The sequence below is a fragment of the Steroidobacter sp. genome (assembly GCF_016790065.1).
Lineage (GTDB): Bacteria > Pseudomonadota > Gammaproteobacteria > Steroidobacterales > Steroidobacteraceae > Steroidobacter.
On record NZ_JAEUPY010000109.1, the window covers coordinates 1 to 14233 of the forward strand.

Sequence of the window (14233 nt, forward strand, 5' to 3'; positions counted from 1 at the left end):
GCCCAGATTTTCCGCGGCGACATCTTTGATCAGTGTGCTGTCGATGACCTGCATGGCGATCGGCACGTCCTGCAGTGACTGAGTGCGACGCTGAGCGGTCACCAGGATTTCTTCGATGCTGTCGCTGGCGGCTTCTTGCGCCACTGCTACTCCGGGAGCTGACGCCACCAATCCTGTTCCCGTCAGCACTGTGGCTACTGCATACGCGAGCCGGTTCTTGCTATTGCTCATGAGCCTTCGTCTCCGTTTCTCTGGCCAGTCAACAGTCAGTTCATTGTCAGTTCATTGTTAATTCGTTACTTGCAACATGTATTGAGCTACCGCTAGACGGGTCTCGGGATCGAGATAGTCTTGGGGCGGCATTTCGGGATAGTCGTCGCGCTTCTTGGTGGGTTTGGCGATGAAGTCGGCCAGGCCCTGCGGGTTGTCCATGTACAGCGCTTGGATCACTTGCACCGGCGGTCCGATCATGCGGCCGTTGTAGGTGTGGCAACCGGTGCAGATGCCCAGATACACCACCTTGCCGCGCTCGCCAGGTTTGATCTCGCGTGGCGGCACGGGCGGCAATAGATAGTTCACGGTGGTTGAGGTGTTGGTGAAGTTGCACTCGGCGAAGTCACTCACGCCAGCGGTCACATACTGGTGGCGATTGATGATGCAGCTGCCTGGGCTGGGGCCGACGCGCACGATGTCCAGGTTCTTCGCGCCGACTTTGCCGTCGGCGAGCAGCAATGCTTTGGCTTCGGTGATGGTGTCGTAGCCATTGTTGAGCATCACGTTGTCCAGGATTTTCACGCGATCCGAGTTCGGATCCGATTCCGGGTCGGCAGTGATGTTCGAGGCATGGGCGTGGTCGGTGATGATGATGCCGGACACTTTGTTGTCCGAGATGATGTTGCCTTCGATGACCACGTCGTCGGCTGCCATGATCAGAATGCCGGTGCCGGCCGGGATGCCGGACACCGTCGAGCCGGGCGCGCCGAAGTTCGGATGGTTGTTGCCGACCACGAAGTTGTTCCGAAAGATCACATCGACAGTGTCTTTGATGGGCAAGCCCGGCGTGACGAACGCGAGCAGACCGCCGGAGTTGTTGTGTACGTAGTTGTGCTCGACGATGGCGTGGCGACTGTTCTCGATTTCGATGCCGGCGACACTATCGAACACGTCGTTGTTGGCGACCAGGATGTTGTCGCTCATGCCGATATAGATCGCAGCGTCGGCGATGCCTGAAACCACGTTGTGTTCGACGATGCCGTTCTGGCCGAGCTGCGGAAAGATGCCGTACACGCCGGACTCCGCGATCACGTTGTTACGGATCTCGAAATTGTTGCCGGCCTGGCCCATGATGCCGTTGCCCTTGTAGTTGCGGATCTCGAGATTCTCGGCGACGAAGTTGTTGCCTGAGTACAAGATGGCGTCGTTGAGTTTCTTTTCGCCGTCGAGTACGGCGCGGCGGCCGGCTTCGATCACGCCGATGATGCGGATGTCGTCTTTGTCGACGTACACGGTTTCGTGGTACGTGCCCGGCATCACGCGGATGATGGTTCCCTTCGGTGCCGCTTTGATGGCCGCCTGGATGGACTCGCCATCTTTCACGACCACGACGTTGGTGGGCGCTGGTCCTGCGACCGAGGTAATCGAGCCGGTGGCGGCAGCGCCTTCGGCCTTGAAGCCGCCGCTGTAGCTAGCGCCCTGAGTTGACGAGCTGATCGTCATCTCTTGTTTGCCGCTACGTCCGAAGTACATGCCTGCGCCGAAGGCCAGTGCGGCCAACAACAGTCCGACGATTACGCCCTTCATCCTTATTCCCCTCTTTTGGTAGGCGCCAGCCCGGAAGGAACTCTTGCCGGCTGCTGCGGCAGGAAGGTCTCATCCGTCAAGGCGCCCAGAAAATCCACGATCCGATCGACCTCGGCATCCGTGAGCTTTGGATCCGAGATGTGCCAGTGCAAGTACAGCTGCATGTCTTTGGGCACAGCATTGCCGCGGCCTTTGTTATAGAACTGCACCACGCCGCGCAGGTCGGCGAATGCGCCGGAGTGCGAGTAGGGCGCGGTGCGAGCGATGTTACGAAGCGTGGGGACTTTGAAGCCGCCCTTGAGTTTCGGGCTATTCAGGATGGTTTCGGCACCCACATCGAATACTCGGCCGTCAGGTTCCGGCATGCCGATGACTGCGATTTGCTCGTTGGTGAATAACGGCGGCGTGTGGCATTCGGAACAACGTGCGACGAAAGAACGAAACACATTCAAGCCTTCGATCTCTTTATCGGTCAGCGCCGCGTCATAGCCATGAACGTAGCGGTCGTAGCGACTGTTGAGCGATACGAGCGAGGTTTGGAAAGCGGTGAGTGCGGTGAACACTTGTTGCTCGGTGATCGAGCTGTGTTCGCCTGGAAAGTGTTGTGGGAATGTTTCATGAAACAGCCGACGGTAAGTCGCGTTGCCGTTCAAGCTCGCGAGCAATTGTGTCGGCGTGTTGCCCATCTCGATGGGCGAGTAGAGCGGGCCGGCGGCTTGCGCTTCGAGAGAGTTGGCTCGCGCATCCCAGAAGAAGCGCTTCAGGAATGCCACGTTCCACAGAGTGGGAGCGGCGCGGCCTGCGTCCGTGCCGTGGATGCCGATCGACCGAGCGCGACCATCGGACAAACCGAAAGCGGGATCGTGACAGCTTGCGCAGGACAGCGTGCCATCGCCGGATAGCACCGGATCGAAGAATAGATAGCGACCGAGGTCAATCTGGCGAGGCGTGAAGCCGTCGCGGTGTGGCGGTAGAGAAGTGCGTGTGCCGCCGAGGCCGCGATTTTCGAGTGAGTCGTAGAACTGATAGAGGGTGCGAAGCTCGCACACGCCGGCGTTGGTTTTTTCGAATCCCGGCGGGCAAGCAGTGTTGAGTGTGAAGTCGAGCGCCGTTGTGGTCGGTGCCGGCCCGGTTGCGCCAGCGGTCCCTATGGCCGCGATCAGCAACACGAGCGCGCGTTTCATTTCGGGCGACCCTGCCGATGAATGAACGCGATGATGTCGTCTAGATCGCGGTCGGTGGCTAGTGTCTTGGACATCATCGCCATCTGCCGACCAGGCGTGTCTTTCGGATCCGTGCCGCGCACTCCATCGCGGAAGTGTGCGAACTGACGCTTGATATAATGTGCATCGAGACCCACGAGCCTCGGCGCTTTCAGCGCTGGATTGCCTTCGGCAGTTACGCCGTGGCAAGCACCGCAGATGCCTTGGTATTTGTTGTTGCCGTTATGCAGATCGCCGGGCGCGGGCTTTGCGTTGACGGTCTTCGGAAGTTTGGCGACGTAACTAGCAACCTGTGTGACGGCTGCATCGTCGGTGAGCATCGTCGTCGCGGCGGCTTGCATCTGAGTGCCGAGCACGTCCGCCTTGTCGGTGCCGCGACGGCGAGTCCGAAAGTTGCGCAACTGACGTTCGATGTATACAGCGTCCTGGCCGGCGAGGGCGGGAGCATTCAGCGTCGCGTTGCCTTCGCCTTTGCTGCCATGGCAGGCAACGCACGGGGCAAATAGTTTCTCGCCGTCGGCGGCGAAACTACTTGCGCCGTACATCAGTACCAAAGTGCCAATCCAGGATGCGAGCGCAATTCGCCGCGAGCGGCGAGCTTCCCCACAGGCGACGGCTACTGATCGGGAGTGGCGTGTGAGCATCAGAACGAACGATGCTGTTGTATTGGTGTTGCGCTGCGTTTCATACCCGACCTGGCAACGGATTGCAATCGGGGCGCCGATGATGTGACCACAGTCAGCTGATAACTGTCGGACAATCCGGCTGTGTTTATCCAACGTTACTGTTGGGCGTGTCGGCTGCCAGCCAACGAATTCCCGCGTCGGCGACTGGGTGCGTTGTGCGGTTTCCTTTCACCGACCTTTGTATTTCCTGGCTGACTGCGGTGACTTGCGCCGTTCCGCCGTTTTGCTGGCACAGCGGCTGCAATTTGCTCCAGTGGACCTACCCTCACTGGAGTAACTGCAATGACGACCTTGAACCTCAATGTAACGATCGCGCGTCGTTACATTGTGATACTGACGGCAATCGTCGCGCAGCTGGCAGCGGGATACGCCAGTGCCGATACTGACCGCACGGACGATGTACCAAAGATCGTGGTGAGCCTCGCCGGTTTGTCGCTGGCCACCCCGAAGGGCGTGGACATCGCCTATGACCGCATTCGCTCAGCCGCGAAGATTGTTTGCCATGTCGATCAGTCTCGCGAACTGGGGCAGGCTGCTCGGGCTCGCGCCTGCTTCAAGACGGCGGTTGCCGATGCCGTCGCCAAGATTGATCGGCCGCTGCTATCGGCTCTACATGCCAGCCGGATGGGCGGACTCGAGCAACTCAACACGGTTGCCAAACGGATCTGACGTAAAGGCTCGATTCAGGCCGGCTACCGAATCATCCGGTTGGATGTCGTAGCCGGCCGCTTCGAGTCGACCCAGGACTGCTGATAGGTTTTCCACTGCAAAGCCGACGTGCGCTTTGGTCGCCGGTCGGAAGTCGGGGTCGACCCCTAGATGAAATTGGATGTTCGCGGCTTGCAACCACAGCCCACCCCGGCCGGCGAGGCTGCTGGGCTTGGGAATCTCCGTCAAGCCCAGCAACTGCGCATAGAATTCGCGAGCCGCTGCTTCGCCTCCCTTGGGAATGGCGACTTGGACATGATCGATCCACATTGCAGACATTGCGGCGACCCCTCCGTGTACAGGGAATTACCTGAATGCATCCAACAGGTAGCTCCGAGATAGTACCGCAAGATGTAGCAAGCAGAACGCCGGCAACACGGCGAAAGGAATAACCAACGCCGGCACCATCGTTTCGCGCCCCCCTAGCAGCCAGGTTCCGACCGGTCCCATCGCCAAAGCGGCGAGTCCAGCGGCGATGCAAATCCAGGTGCTGCGAGGCTGGAGAATTCCGATCGGGTCGCCGGTCACATGGTTGTACATGGATCTGACTGCGACAAACATCGCCGTGATGCCTGCGTAGTAGAGCAGCACCCAAGCGCTATCGACGACGCCTTCACTCACCAGTAGCAGTAACTGGTGCGGTACCACTACGACGCCGGATAGCAAGTAAAGAAATGTCGGCCCGAAACACCAGCATCTCTATCTTGAGCAGAATGCGACTGGACTTGGCGGGGACGGCCGAGGTCATTGCGGCAGCATACCTCGGCGCTGCGTTTCCTAAGAGTCCCTCAGCGGGCTCGAATCACGAAGTCGTCGCCGTCTGCTGCGAATTGCAGATGGTCGTCGCGAGATAGGAATTTCAGCAGGGTTTGCGGGTTGTCGGCATCGAAGACGGCGGTGTAGCGGCGGGTGCGAATGTCTTCGCCTTCCACGCGGATGCGTGGTGTCTGGTTGTAGCGATTGAACTCCGAGGCGATTTCTTCCAGGGTTTGCCATTCGAACACCAGGCGGCGCTGGCGCCAGGCGGTGACTTGAGTGACGTTGACGACCTCGGGTTTGTCGGCCACGCCGTCCTCATTCACCACCACACCTTGACCGGCGCTCAAGCGTTCGTCGCTGCTGGCGTCGTGCGTATCACCTGCCGCAGGTGCCGTTGTTGGCAGGGGCAGGGCACTCGGGTGCGAGGGCGAGACCTGTACGACGCCTTCGATGACCGCGACCTTGGTTTCTCCGGAGCGGCGATACACATTGAACTGCGTACCTACCGCCCGGATGCGTGTGCCGGCAGTCTGAACATCGAAGGGCCGAGTCGTATCGTGCTGGACGGTGAACAACGCTTCGCCGGCATCGAGCTGAATCAGACGTCTGTGATCGGAGAAGCTCACGGTGGCACGTGAGTTGGTATTCAAATGCATCATCGAGCCATCGGGCAGCTTGACGGACATTTGTTCGCCCAGCTTCGTAACATAAGTGTTGCGACTGGCAACCCAATAGAAACTCGAGAGTGCGACACAAAGGAAAGTGACGGCGGCGGCGAGTGAGAGCAATCGCGAACGCGGCGGCTTCGTTCGTCGTTGAGCATCGAGGCGCTGTGCGCTAGACGACAGCTCTGGCCTGATCGCAGCGGGAGCAGGGCGAGAGCCGAGGCCAGGCACGAGCGGCGTGACCGTCTCCCGCTCCGAGGTCCAATCCTTATTGGCCAACGCGACGGCATCTGCCGGCGCCATCAGTTCTTTGATTCGATCCACCGAGGTCGCACGCAGAAACATCTCCACATGCAGGGGGGATTCCTCCAACCACGCAGCGAGCCCAGCACGCGCGTCAGTACCGCCGTCCTCCAGTTCGATCAGCCAAGCAGCAGCCTGCTCGGCAACTTTCATCACTTCGTCCTGCCGGCGGCGATCGTTCATCCCAGTGCGGACGTTAGAGGTCATGGCGCTACTCCTGGTCCCGGCGCATGACGCTGATGCGTGCGTTCGCTTCGCACAGATATTTCTTCACCGTGTGCACGGAGATGTCGAGCGCCTCGGCGATCTGCGCCCAGGACAGGCCGTCCAGCTTGCGCATCACGAAGACTCTACGATGCATCGAGGGCAACGCGTCCAACAATTCCTCAACCTCGGCCAGAGATAGCCAACGATCCGCCACACCGTCCTGACCCAGCTGGGCGCCATGACTGTCGGAAGCTTGCAGCAGCGCCGAGTCATACACCAACGGGCTGTGCTTGGCCCGCATACGGAACTGAGCCAGCACCTGGCTGGCCACGAAGTACACGTAGGCGTGGGGATCGCGCACCAGTTCTCCTTGACCCAAACGCAGCAGCCGCAGATAGATCTCCTGCACCACATCCTTGGCGTCGTGCTCATTCTTCAAGCGCGACAACAGGAAAAAGTACAAATCCGCCCCATAGAGCTTGTGCACTTCGGCGGCGAAGCTGCTCCGGTGGCTGGCGGGATCTGGCGTAGAAGGTTTCATTGCTGGATCAACTCACGGCAACTAAGAGTGGCCGGAGTGGGCCAAAGGGGTAGTGTCCCAGACGAAATAATTTTTTTGGCGCGCCCACTACCCCGTTGGGGTACTGCCATCCCTCTTAGTAGCCGCAAGCGCATTCAACAGCCAGCTCGCGGCCGGACCGCGGTTGGCTTTAAATAAACACAATAGGGGAGACGGACAGGCATGGCGAAATCCACTCTGGAGTGGGCAGTGGCGTTGCAGACGCTCGCGATCGGGCTGGGCTCGAGCGTGGCCGCGCAGGCAGCCGACGGTTCGGCGGACCAACCGCGCACGATGATAGCTCAGGCGGCAACGTCCTCCGAGATCGACTTCCGCATCGACTCGCCGCGGCTGGCGCGGGCGCTGATCCAGTTGACTGAGCAAAGCGGCCTGCAATTGATCTACCCGGCCGGCGACACGGTCATCGATCTGCCCGCCAAGCCGCTCAACGGCCGCTATACCACCGAGGCGGCGCTGAAGAAGCTGCTCAACGGCACCCGGCTGCAGTACGAATTCCTGGACGCCCAGACCATTTCCATTTTCGATCCGGCGACGACTTCGTCGAAGCCGCCGGCGCCGCAGGCCGCCTGGAAGCAGATCAAGACGGAAACCAACCCGGGAGTGTTGCGACTGGCTCAGGCCAATTCGGCGCGAGAGTCGTCCGCCTCGGGGGCCGCTGCCAGCGCCACGACGGTGGAACCGGCCCTCGAACGCGACAGCACGGCGCCGACCCAGAACATCGATGAAGTGACCGTGGTCGGTAGCTCGATCCGCACCTCGCAGGATTACCTGGTGAACGCACGACCCATCGACGTGGTCACCGGTGAGCAGTTCCAACGCTCCTCGGGCGAGCATCTCGGCGACTTCCTGTTACAGCTGCCGGTTAACACCGGTAACGCCATTACGCCGGCGAACGACGAATACGGCGGTGGTTCGACCAACCTCAATCTGCGCGGACTCGGGTCGGCGTACACGCTGGTCCTGGTGGATGGCCATCGCTTCGGTGGCGAAACATTCAGTGCCGACGTGGGCGCGCTGCCGGCGGAGGCCGTAGAGAGCGTGGAAATTCTGAAGGGCGGCGCATCGGCGGTGTACGGGTCGGATGCCGTCACTGGCGTGGTCAACGTTCGCCTGAAGAAAGATTTTCGCGGCTTGTCGTTGCACACCTCCTACGGCGAGACCAGCCGCCACGACGCCGAAGGTCTTAGAACCGCCGCGTTGTTCGGCTTGGGCGATGACAAGTTTCATCTGACCGGCAGCCTGGCCTATCAGGATCGCAAGGGCTTCACTCGCGCCGACCGTGCTACCACGGCGAGCCGTGACTATCGCGCTCGCGGCGGGTTGGATCGTCGCAGTACTGCCATCGGTACGCCTCATCAGATCCGGTTGTCGTCGAATCCGAGCCAGGTGCTGTCGATCGACGTCACTCGCTTCAACGAAGGCTATTACAGCGGCAACCTCACCGACTACGTGCCTTACAACCATGAGTTGCAGGCGTACTCGACCAACGAGATCGGCACGTATCCGCCGCAGGATCAGGTGTCGGGACACTGGTCGGCAGAATATGAGTTGCTCGATGACCGTGTGGTGCTGTTCACGCGTGGCTATGCCAATCATCGGCGACAGACGTTCCTCGCTGCGAATCTGCGGCCGCTGATCGATGTGCCTGCGTCTAACCCATACAATCCTTTTGGCGAAGATGTCACGGTGCGTTACCTGCCGGGTAGCAATGAGATCGATCCTTGGACCTGGCGATTCGACACCATGGATCACCAGGGCGTGACGGGTGTGGAAGGCCGGCTGGGCAATTACCATTACGAAGTGAGTTTCTCTTCGCACCGACGTCGCATCCGTTCCAACACAGTCAATGACATCGACTTGGACGCGCTCGATGCGTCCTTGGCGCGTACCGACGCGCTGGCCTTCAATCCGTTCGGCTATCACGCCAACTCGGCGGCGCAGATGGCGTTGGTGCGCGGTCCGACCACACAGACCCGATCCGTCGACAAGAACAGCATCGTGGGCGCCAAAATCGACGGCAAGCTGTTCGACTGGTACGCGGGCGAATCGTTGTTCGCGTTGGGTGTCGAGCAACGCAAGGTTGCGTACAGCTTCGAGCCTGACTACAACGCGCGCGTCTACAACAACATGTTCAACGACGCCTACCTGACCTCGCCGGTGTCTCGGTCACGACGAGTGAATGCGGTGTTCGGCGAACTGCAGGTGCCGCTGTACGACGGCGAAGGCGCATTCAGTTCCGCTGCGCTCACTGCGGCTGCTCGTCGAGAGAAGTACAGCGACTTCGGTTCCTCCACTGTGTGGCAGGCGGCGGGCAGTCTCGGCTTCCTGGATGACGCCGTTCGATTCCGAGCCTCGTATGCAGAGTCGTTCCGTGCACCGACCATCTCAGCGCTGACCGATCCGGTCGCCACGGACGAGAATCCGAATGCGTACTTCGATCCGATCCGAGGCGGCGTGTTTCCGCTCACTTATATATACGGCGGCAACCCGGACCTGACCCCGGAAATGGGTGAGAGCATCAACGTCGGCCTGGTGTTCCGTCCGCACAGCCTGACGGCGTTGACCGTGACGCTGGACTACTGGCAGGTGGAATTGAAGGACGTGATTTCCGAGCCGGACATTCAAGCCGTGTTGTTCGGCACGTCCGCGGCCGGTTCGGTGACGCGCGATCCGATCACGTTGTACCCGACGGTCGACATTCGTCTGGCTAACGGCGGCGCGCGTAAGGCGGCGGGCATCGATCTGGGCACCAAGTATCGTTGGCTGACGGACGGCGCCGGCACGGTGACATTCGACTTCAACGCCACGTACCTGACCAAGTTCGAAGACGTGACCAGTGCCGGACAGACCATCGACTATCGCGGCCAGTTCAGCTTCAACCCGGGCCCGATGCCCAACCTGCGTGCGGTCGCCGGTGTGAGCTGGGAGCGAGGTCCGTTCGATGCGAGCACGAGCGTGTTCTACACCTCGAGCTACGACGACGTCATTCCCGACGTGTTGAGTCGACAGGTCGAGGCGTATCACACGGTGAACTTCCAAGCGGGCTATCAGTTCACTGAGGGCACTTGGTTGAACGGCACTCGGATCTACGCCGGCGTCGACAACGCCTTCGATGCCGACCTGCCGTTCGTGGCAGCCAGCTTCGACGGTTGGGACCGTTCGCTCGCCGACTATCGCGGCCGGTACTACTACGTCGGTGCCAAGGTCGCGTTCTGAGGTAACGTCCAAAAAATAATTCGCTGGTCATGGGCCCATGAGGCTGCGGGCGCAGGTCATTTAATGTGAAATGGCGCCCATGACCGACGAGCCTTTGTCCCACGCCGATCCGAGCCGCCGCGGCGACGGCGGCCCGGAGCAATGGGCATCGGTCTACGCCAATGATTTGCAACGCTTTCTAGCCAAGCGGCGGCTGGTGGAAAGCGATATCAAGGATGTTTGCCAGGAAGTGTTCCTGCGCCTGTTACGGTTCAACCGAGGCGAGGTCATCCATAATCCACTGGCCTACCTGTTCCGGGTGGCCGCCAATGTGGCTCACGATTTCAAGCTGCGCCGGCCGCAATGGACCTCGCTGGAAAGCGAGACCGTCGAGGAGGCCGCGCTGGGCACGGATGCCAGCGACGGGCCCGAGTCGCTGGCCGACGCAACTTATCGCACTCGATTTCTGCAACGAGCGATGGCCGAGCTGCCGCCCTTGCCGCGAGCCGTGCTCGCCTTGCAGTACCACGAAAGTTTGAGTTACGACGAAATCGCCCAACGGCTCGGCGTCAGCCCGCGAGTCGTCAAGCGTGCGATGGCACGTGCTTTCACCTTGATGCGTGAAGCGCTGGCCAAGGAAGTTTGAGATGAGAGAGCAGAAAGCCGACACCTCCCGCCCGACCACCGCCAGCGATTGGATGGCCGAGCTTGGCCAGGGAGAGCTCGATCCGGCCCAGAAGTCCGAGCTTGCGGATTGGTTGCGCGAATCGCCTCGCAATGTTCGTGAGTTCCTCGAAGCTACGTTGCTCGGGCAGGATCTTCGCGACACTGCGGTGAGCCGCGAGCAGTTGGATGATTGGGTGAAGGAGGTTCGTGAGTCGCGGCCGGCCATCCCGTTCACGGCCACTAGCAAAGCTTCGCTTGCCGATGAAACTCCAGTGACAGGCCGAGAGCAATCTCGCAGCAGACTTCGTACATGGGGCATCGCTGCGTCAGTGGCGCTCGTTGCAACGATCAGCGCTGCCACGTACTTGCATTGGCAAGACGGGCGTTACTCGACGGATCTGGGCGAGCAAAGAATCTTGACGCTGGCCGATGGCAGCGTCGTCACTCTGAATACCTCTTCGACCATCAAGGTCGATTTCTCCGGCCAGCGACGTAACATCGAACTGATCGAGGGCGAAGCGTTCTTCCGAGTGGCGCATGACACTTCGCGTCCCTTCGATGTGAATGCCCGAGACACCACGGCGCGAGCGGTGGGAACTCAGTTCAATGTGAGAATCGCTGGAAAGACGACGTTGGTCAGCGTGCTCGACGGCATCGTCGATGTCCGTGAGCGGGACCTAAACAAGCCGGCGGCAGAACCCGTCCTGCGGTTACTCAAAGGTGAAGAGGCGACCGTCGATGCCAGTAGAACGACTGGCGGCCAGCAAGCACCTCGCGTGGTGAAGACGGCGCATGCGGCACCTCTACGCGCAGTTGCTTGGACTCGCGGTCGCGTGGAATTCGATAGCACGCCACTGGTCGACGTGCTCAGTGAGTTCCAGCGGTATCGGGAATTCAAAGTGAGCGTGGCCGAACCGTTGCAGCCGATCAAGCTCACCGGATCCTTCGATGCCCAAGATCTGGAGTCGGCGCTGGCGTATATCGGCACGTTGCCGGGTGTGGTCGTGGAGACCACCGGTGCGCAAAGCTTCCTGATTCGTGAGCGCTAGCTGGAAATATTTTTGCCGGCATGGGCCCAGCATCTCCCGCGATGAGTCATTGCAGATAAGACGCGAAAAAAAATAGCGCTTACTGACAACGATGGCTGGGGAACGGGAGACCTATGAATCGCTGCCTATCCAATGCACTGGCCGTCGCTCTGGCACTGTCGGGCGCCAGTGTTTCTTTGCCAAGCCCAGCATCCGCCGCCGGGCAGGCCGCGGTGACGGTCGATCTGCCAGCACAATCGCTCGCGGCGGCGTTACGCGAGTTGGCTCGTCAAGCAGACATCCAGATCGCGGTTCAATCCGAGCTGACTGACGGTCGGACGGCGCCGAAGCTCAGCGGCAAGTATTCGCCGGCCGATGCCTTGCAAGCGCTGCTGCAGGGATCGGACCTGGTTGCATATCAAATCAACGCGCACACCTTCGGGATTCGCTCGATTCATACCAACCCGTCGGGCGCGAATGTGGAGTCAGCTGAGCGCATTCGACTGGCGCAAGCGGAGGCTTCCAACAACGAGGTCGCGCAGTTAGAAGAAGTCATCGTCACCGCGACCAAACGTCTGGAGTCGGTGCGCAACATCTCCGGATCGGTGTCCGCGTTGACTGGCACCGAGCTCGGCAGATTAGGCGCGCAGAGTATGCAGGATTACCTCACGCGCACGCCTGGCGTCGTATTCAACGGTGGCACACCGGGATACTCGACTGCCGTCATCCGCGGCATCTCTACCACCACAGGAACCGACCAAGGCCAGGGCACGACCGGCTACTTCATCGATGACGTGCCTTTGACCGATCCCTATTTCTCGCTCGCGATTCCGGACATCGACGCATTCGACGTCGGCAACGTGACGGTCCTGCGTGGGCCGCAGGGCACGTTGTTTGGTTCTGCCTCACTGGGCGGCGCCATCAACTATCAAACAGCTAAACCCGACACGCGCGCATGGGACATGCGAGCTGAAACGACCGCGGCGGATGTTGCCGACGGCGGCGTCGATTGGTCCGGCAAGGTGATGGTGAACGCGCCGTTGATCGCGGACCAGCTGGCAGTGCGCGGCACCTATGTCTATCGAAACATTGCTGGATACATCGACAACGTCGGCACAGGCGAGAAGGACGTCAACGAGACCGTCATCCGCGGCGGACGAGTGCAGGCACTATGGACGCCGACGGAGCGAACCAAGATCGGTTACCTGTTTCTGGATCAACTCATCAACACCCAGGACGACGGCTTCGAACAACCGTCGCTCGGCGAGCTGCGCAAGGACTCGGTGGTCGCGGAGTTCAATAACTTCGAGACCGTCATTCACAACTTGCGGCTCGATCATGACTTCGGCGCGTCCACGCTGACGGTTTCCGCCGCTCATCACAAGAAGACCATGGACACGTACGATGACATCACGCTGCAGTTCGGCGCGCCGGGCGTGATCTTTCCCGGCATCGGCTTTCCGCTGGTGGAGCTGCCTTCTCTGGGTAAGAGCAGCGGCAAGACGTTCGAAGTTCGTCTGGCCTCCAACACTCAACAACGCTTCGAGTACCTGGTCGGCGCCATGCGCGACGACACTCGCATGCGCGTATTTCAGGCCATCTATGTGCCCGGCATCGGCTCGGTGCTCGATACGGTGTTCGGTCCTGGGGCAGGCCAACTGTTGGCACCTGGGGATGAATTGCTGAGTGCTGCGATTCCACTTCGCGGTGTCGAGACCGCCGTGTTTGGCGAAGCGAGCTATCGATTCAACGATCGATGGAAATTGACGCTCGGCGGTCGCGCGTTCGATACCGAGGTCGACACCGCGACCATCACTAAAGGTCTGGCGTCGGCTGCTCAGCCCGGCGAATCCTTGTACCAGTCCGCCGATCAGGACGAACGCGGCTTCACACCGAAGGCGTCCATCACGTTCACGCCCAACGATCGGTTCATGGCGTATGCGCTGGCCTCGCAGGGGTTCCGTTACGGCGGGCCCAACATCGCGCAGTCCGAACCGGGCTTCACGGTACCGCGAGGGTTCAAGTCCGATTCGTTGTGGAACTACGAGATCGGCACGCGGTCCACGCTGCTCGACCGACGTTTGCAATTGGATGGCACGCTGTTCTACGTGGATTGGAGCGACATTCAATTGCGGCAGCGGACGCCGGCGCAGATCAACTACGCAGCCAACGCCGGCAAGGCGCGCAGCTACGGCTTCGAAGGGACGCTGAATTGGGCTGTCAGCCGCAGCTTGAGCCTGTCGGGCAATGTCACTTATTTGAATGCGCAGCTCAATCAGGATTTCGTCTCCAATCCAGGCAACGTGACGCCCGCGCTGGTACCCGCCGGCACGACGTTGCCAGGCGCCTCCAAGTGGGCGATCTCTGATGCGCTGAGCTACACGTGGTCCAACCACGCATTCGAACCTTCGTT

The 14233-nt window shown here is 60.5% G+C and carries 13 protein-coding genes; 5 read left to right on the forward strand and 8 right to left on the reverse strand.

Annotation, left to right across the window (positions count from 1 at the left end):
- The 4 genes from JNL55_RS04615 to JNL55_RS04630 all read right to left on the reverse strand — a co-directional run.
- Window positions 1-231, reverse strand: a 231-nt coding sequence (locus tag JNL55_RS04615) for a hypothetical protein (RefSeq protein WP_293849961.1), incomplete at its 3' end; no start/stop codon positions are given.
- 57 nt (window positions 232-288) lie between these two features.
- Complete coding sequence (locus tag JNL55_RS04620) at window positions 289-1800, reverse strand: parallel beta-helix domain-containing protein (protein WP_293849964.1); 1512 nt, start codon at window positions 1798-1800, stop codon at window positions 289-291.
- Window positions 1801-1802: 2 nt separating this feature from the next.
- A complete protein-coding gene (locus JNL55_RS04625; RefSeq protein WP_293849966.1) occupies window positions 1803-2984 on the reverse strand; it encodes a cytochrome-c peroxidase in 1182 nt (393 codons plus the stop codon).
- Window positions 2981-3802, reverse strand: coding sequence for a c-type cytochrome (locus JNL55_RS04630; protein ID WP_293849969.1), 822 nt, complete (start codon window positions 3800-3802; stop codon window positions 2981-2983). The genes JNL55_RS04625 and JNL55_RS04630 overlap by 4 nt, the downstream gene beginning before the upstream one ends.
- 189 nt (window positions 3803-3991) lie before the next feature.
- Between JNL55_RS04630 and JNL55_RS04635 the strand changes: the two genes are divergently transcribed.
- The gene (locus tag JNL55_RS04635) at window positions 3992-4378 is read left to right on the forward strand and encodes a UrcA family protein (RefSeq protein WP_293849972.1); all 387 of its coding nucleotides are present in this window, start codon (window positions 3992-3994) and stop codon (window positions 4376-4378) included.
- Here the strand turns inward: JNL55_RS04635 and JNL55_RS04640 are convergent.
- From JNL55_RS04640 to JNL55_RS04655, 4 genes are all read right to left on the reverse strand, one after another.
- On the reverse strand, window positions 4319-4696 hold the full coding sequence (locus JNL55_RS04640) for a VOC family protein (RefSeq protein ID WP_293849975.1): 378 nt from the start codon (window positions 4694-4696) through the stop codon (window positions 4319-4321). The two genes, JNL55_RS04635 and JNL55_RS04640, sit on opposite strands and share 60 nt — an antisense overlap.
- A 27-nt stretch (window positions 4697-4723) precedes the next feature.
- Entirely contained in the window at window positions 4724-5038 is a 315-nt protein-coding gene (locus tag JNL55_RS04645) for a hypothetical protein (protein ID WP_293849976.1), read from the reverse strand.
- Window positions 5039-5205: 167 nt separating this feature from the next.
- Window positions 5206-6351 (reverse strand): FecR family protein, encoded by a 1146-nt coding sequence (locus tag JNL55_RS04650; protein ID WP_293849979.1) that lies wholly within the window; start codon window positions 6349-6351, stop codon window positions 5206-5208.
- 4 nt (window positions 6352-6355) lie between these two features.
- Entirely contained in the window at window positions 6356-6892 is a 537-nt protein-coding gene (locus JNL55_RS04655; RefSeq protein ID WP_293849982.1) for an RNA polymerase sigma factor, read from the reverse strand.
- Window positions 6893-7093: 201 nt separating this feature from the next.
- On the opposite strand from JNL55_RS04655, the gene JNL55_RS04660 reads away from it, so the two are divergent.
- The 4 genes from JNL55_RS04660 to JNL55_RS04675 all read left to right on the forward strand — a co-directional run.
- Window positions 7094-10147: a TonB-dependent receptor gene (locus JNL55_RS04660; RefSeq protein ID WP_293849985.1), complete on the forward strand. Its 3054-nt coding sequence runs from the start codon at window positions 7094-7096 to the stop codon at window positions 10145-10147.
- A 79-nt stretch (window positions 10148-10226) separates the two neighbouring features.
- Window positions 10227-10772 carry an RNA polymerase sigma factor gene (locus JNL55_RS04665; RefSeq protein ID WP_293849988.1) on the forward strand — a complete coding sequence of 182 codons (546 nt, stop codon included), beginning with the start codon at window positions 10227-10229 and terminating at the stop codon, window positions 10770-10772.
- A 1-nt stretch (window position 10773) separates the two neighbouring features.
- Window positions 10774-11841 (forward strand): FecR family protein, encoded by a 1068-nt coding sequence (locus tag JNL55_RS04670; RefSeq protein ID WP_293849991.1) that lies wholly within the window; start codon window positions 10774-10776, stop codon window positions 11839-11841.
- Window positions 11842-11954: 113 nt separating this feature from the next.
- On the forward strand, window positions 11955-14233 hold a 2279-nt coding region (locus JNL55_RS04675; protein WP_293849994.1), incomplete at its 3' end, for a TonB-dependent receptor domain-containing protein.

Excerpts from the sequence above, each read along its gene's own strand:
- JNL55_RS04620 (WP_293849964.1), bottom strand. The coding sequence starts at position 1,800 with ATGAAGGGCGTAATCGTCGGACTGTTGTTGGCCGCACTGGCCTTCGGC.
- JNL55_RS04625 (WP_293849966.1), bottom strand. The coding sequence starts at position 2,984 with ATGAAACGCGCGCTCGTGTTGCTGATCGCGGCCATAGGGACCGCTGGC.
- JNL55_RS04635 (WP_293849972.1), top strand. The coding sequence starts at position 3,992 with ATGACGACCTTGAACCTCAATGTAACGATCGCGCGTCGTTACATTGTG.
- JNL55_RS04640 (WP_293849975.1), bottom strand. The coding sequence starts at position 4,696 with ATGTCTGCAATGTGGATCGATCATGTCCAAGTCGCCATTCCCAAGGGA.
- JNL55_RS04650 (WP_293849979.1), bottom strand. The coding sequence starts at position 6,351 with ATGACCTCTAACGTCCGCACTGGGATGAACGATCGCCGCCGGCAGGAC.
- JNL55_RS04655 (WP_293849982.1), bottom strand. The coding sequence starts at position 6,892 with ATGAAACCTTCTACGCCAGATCCCGCCAGCCACCGGAGCAGCTTCGCC.
- JNL55_RS04660 (WP_293849985.1), top strand. The coding sequence starts at position 7,094 with ATGGCGAAATCCACTCTGGAGTGGGCAGTGGCGTTGCAGACGCTCGCG.
- JNL55_RS04665 (WP_293849988.1), top strand. The coding sequence starts at position 10,227 with ATGACCGACGAGCCTTTGTCCCACGCCGATCCGAGCCGCCGCGGCGAC.
- JNL55_RS04670 (WP_293849991.1), top strand. The coding sequence starts at position 10,774 with ATGAGAGAGCAGAAAGCCGACACCTCCCGCCCGACCACCGCCAGCGAT.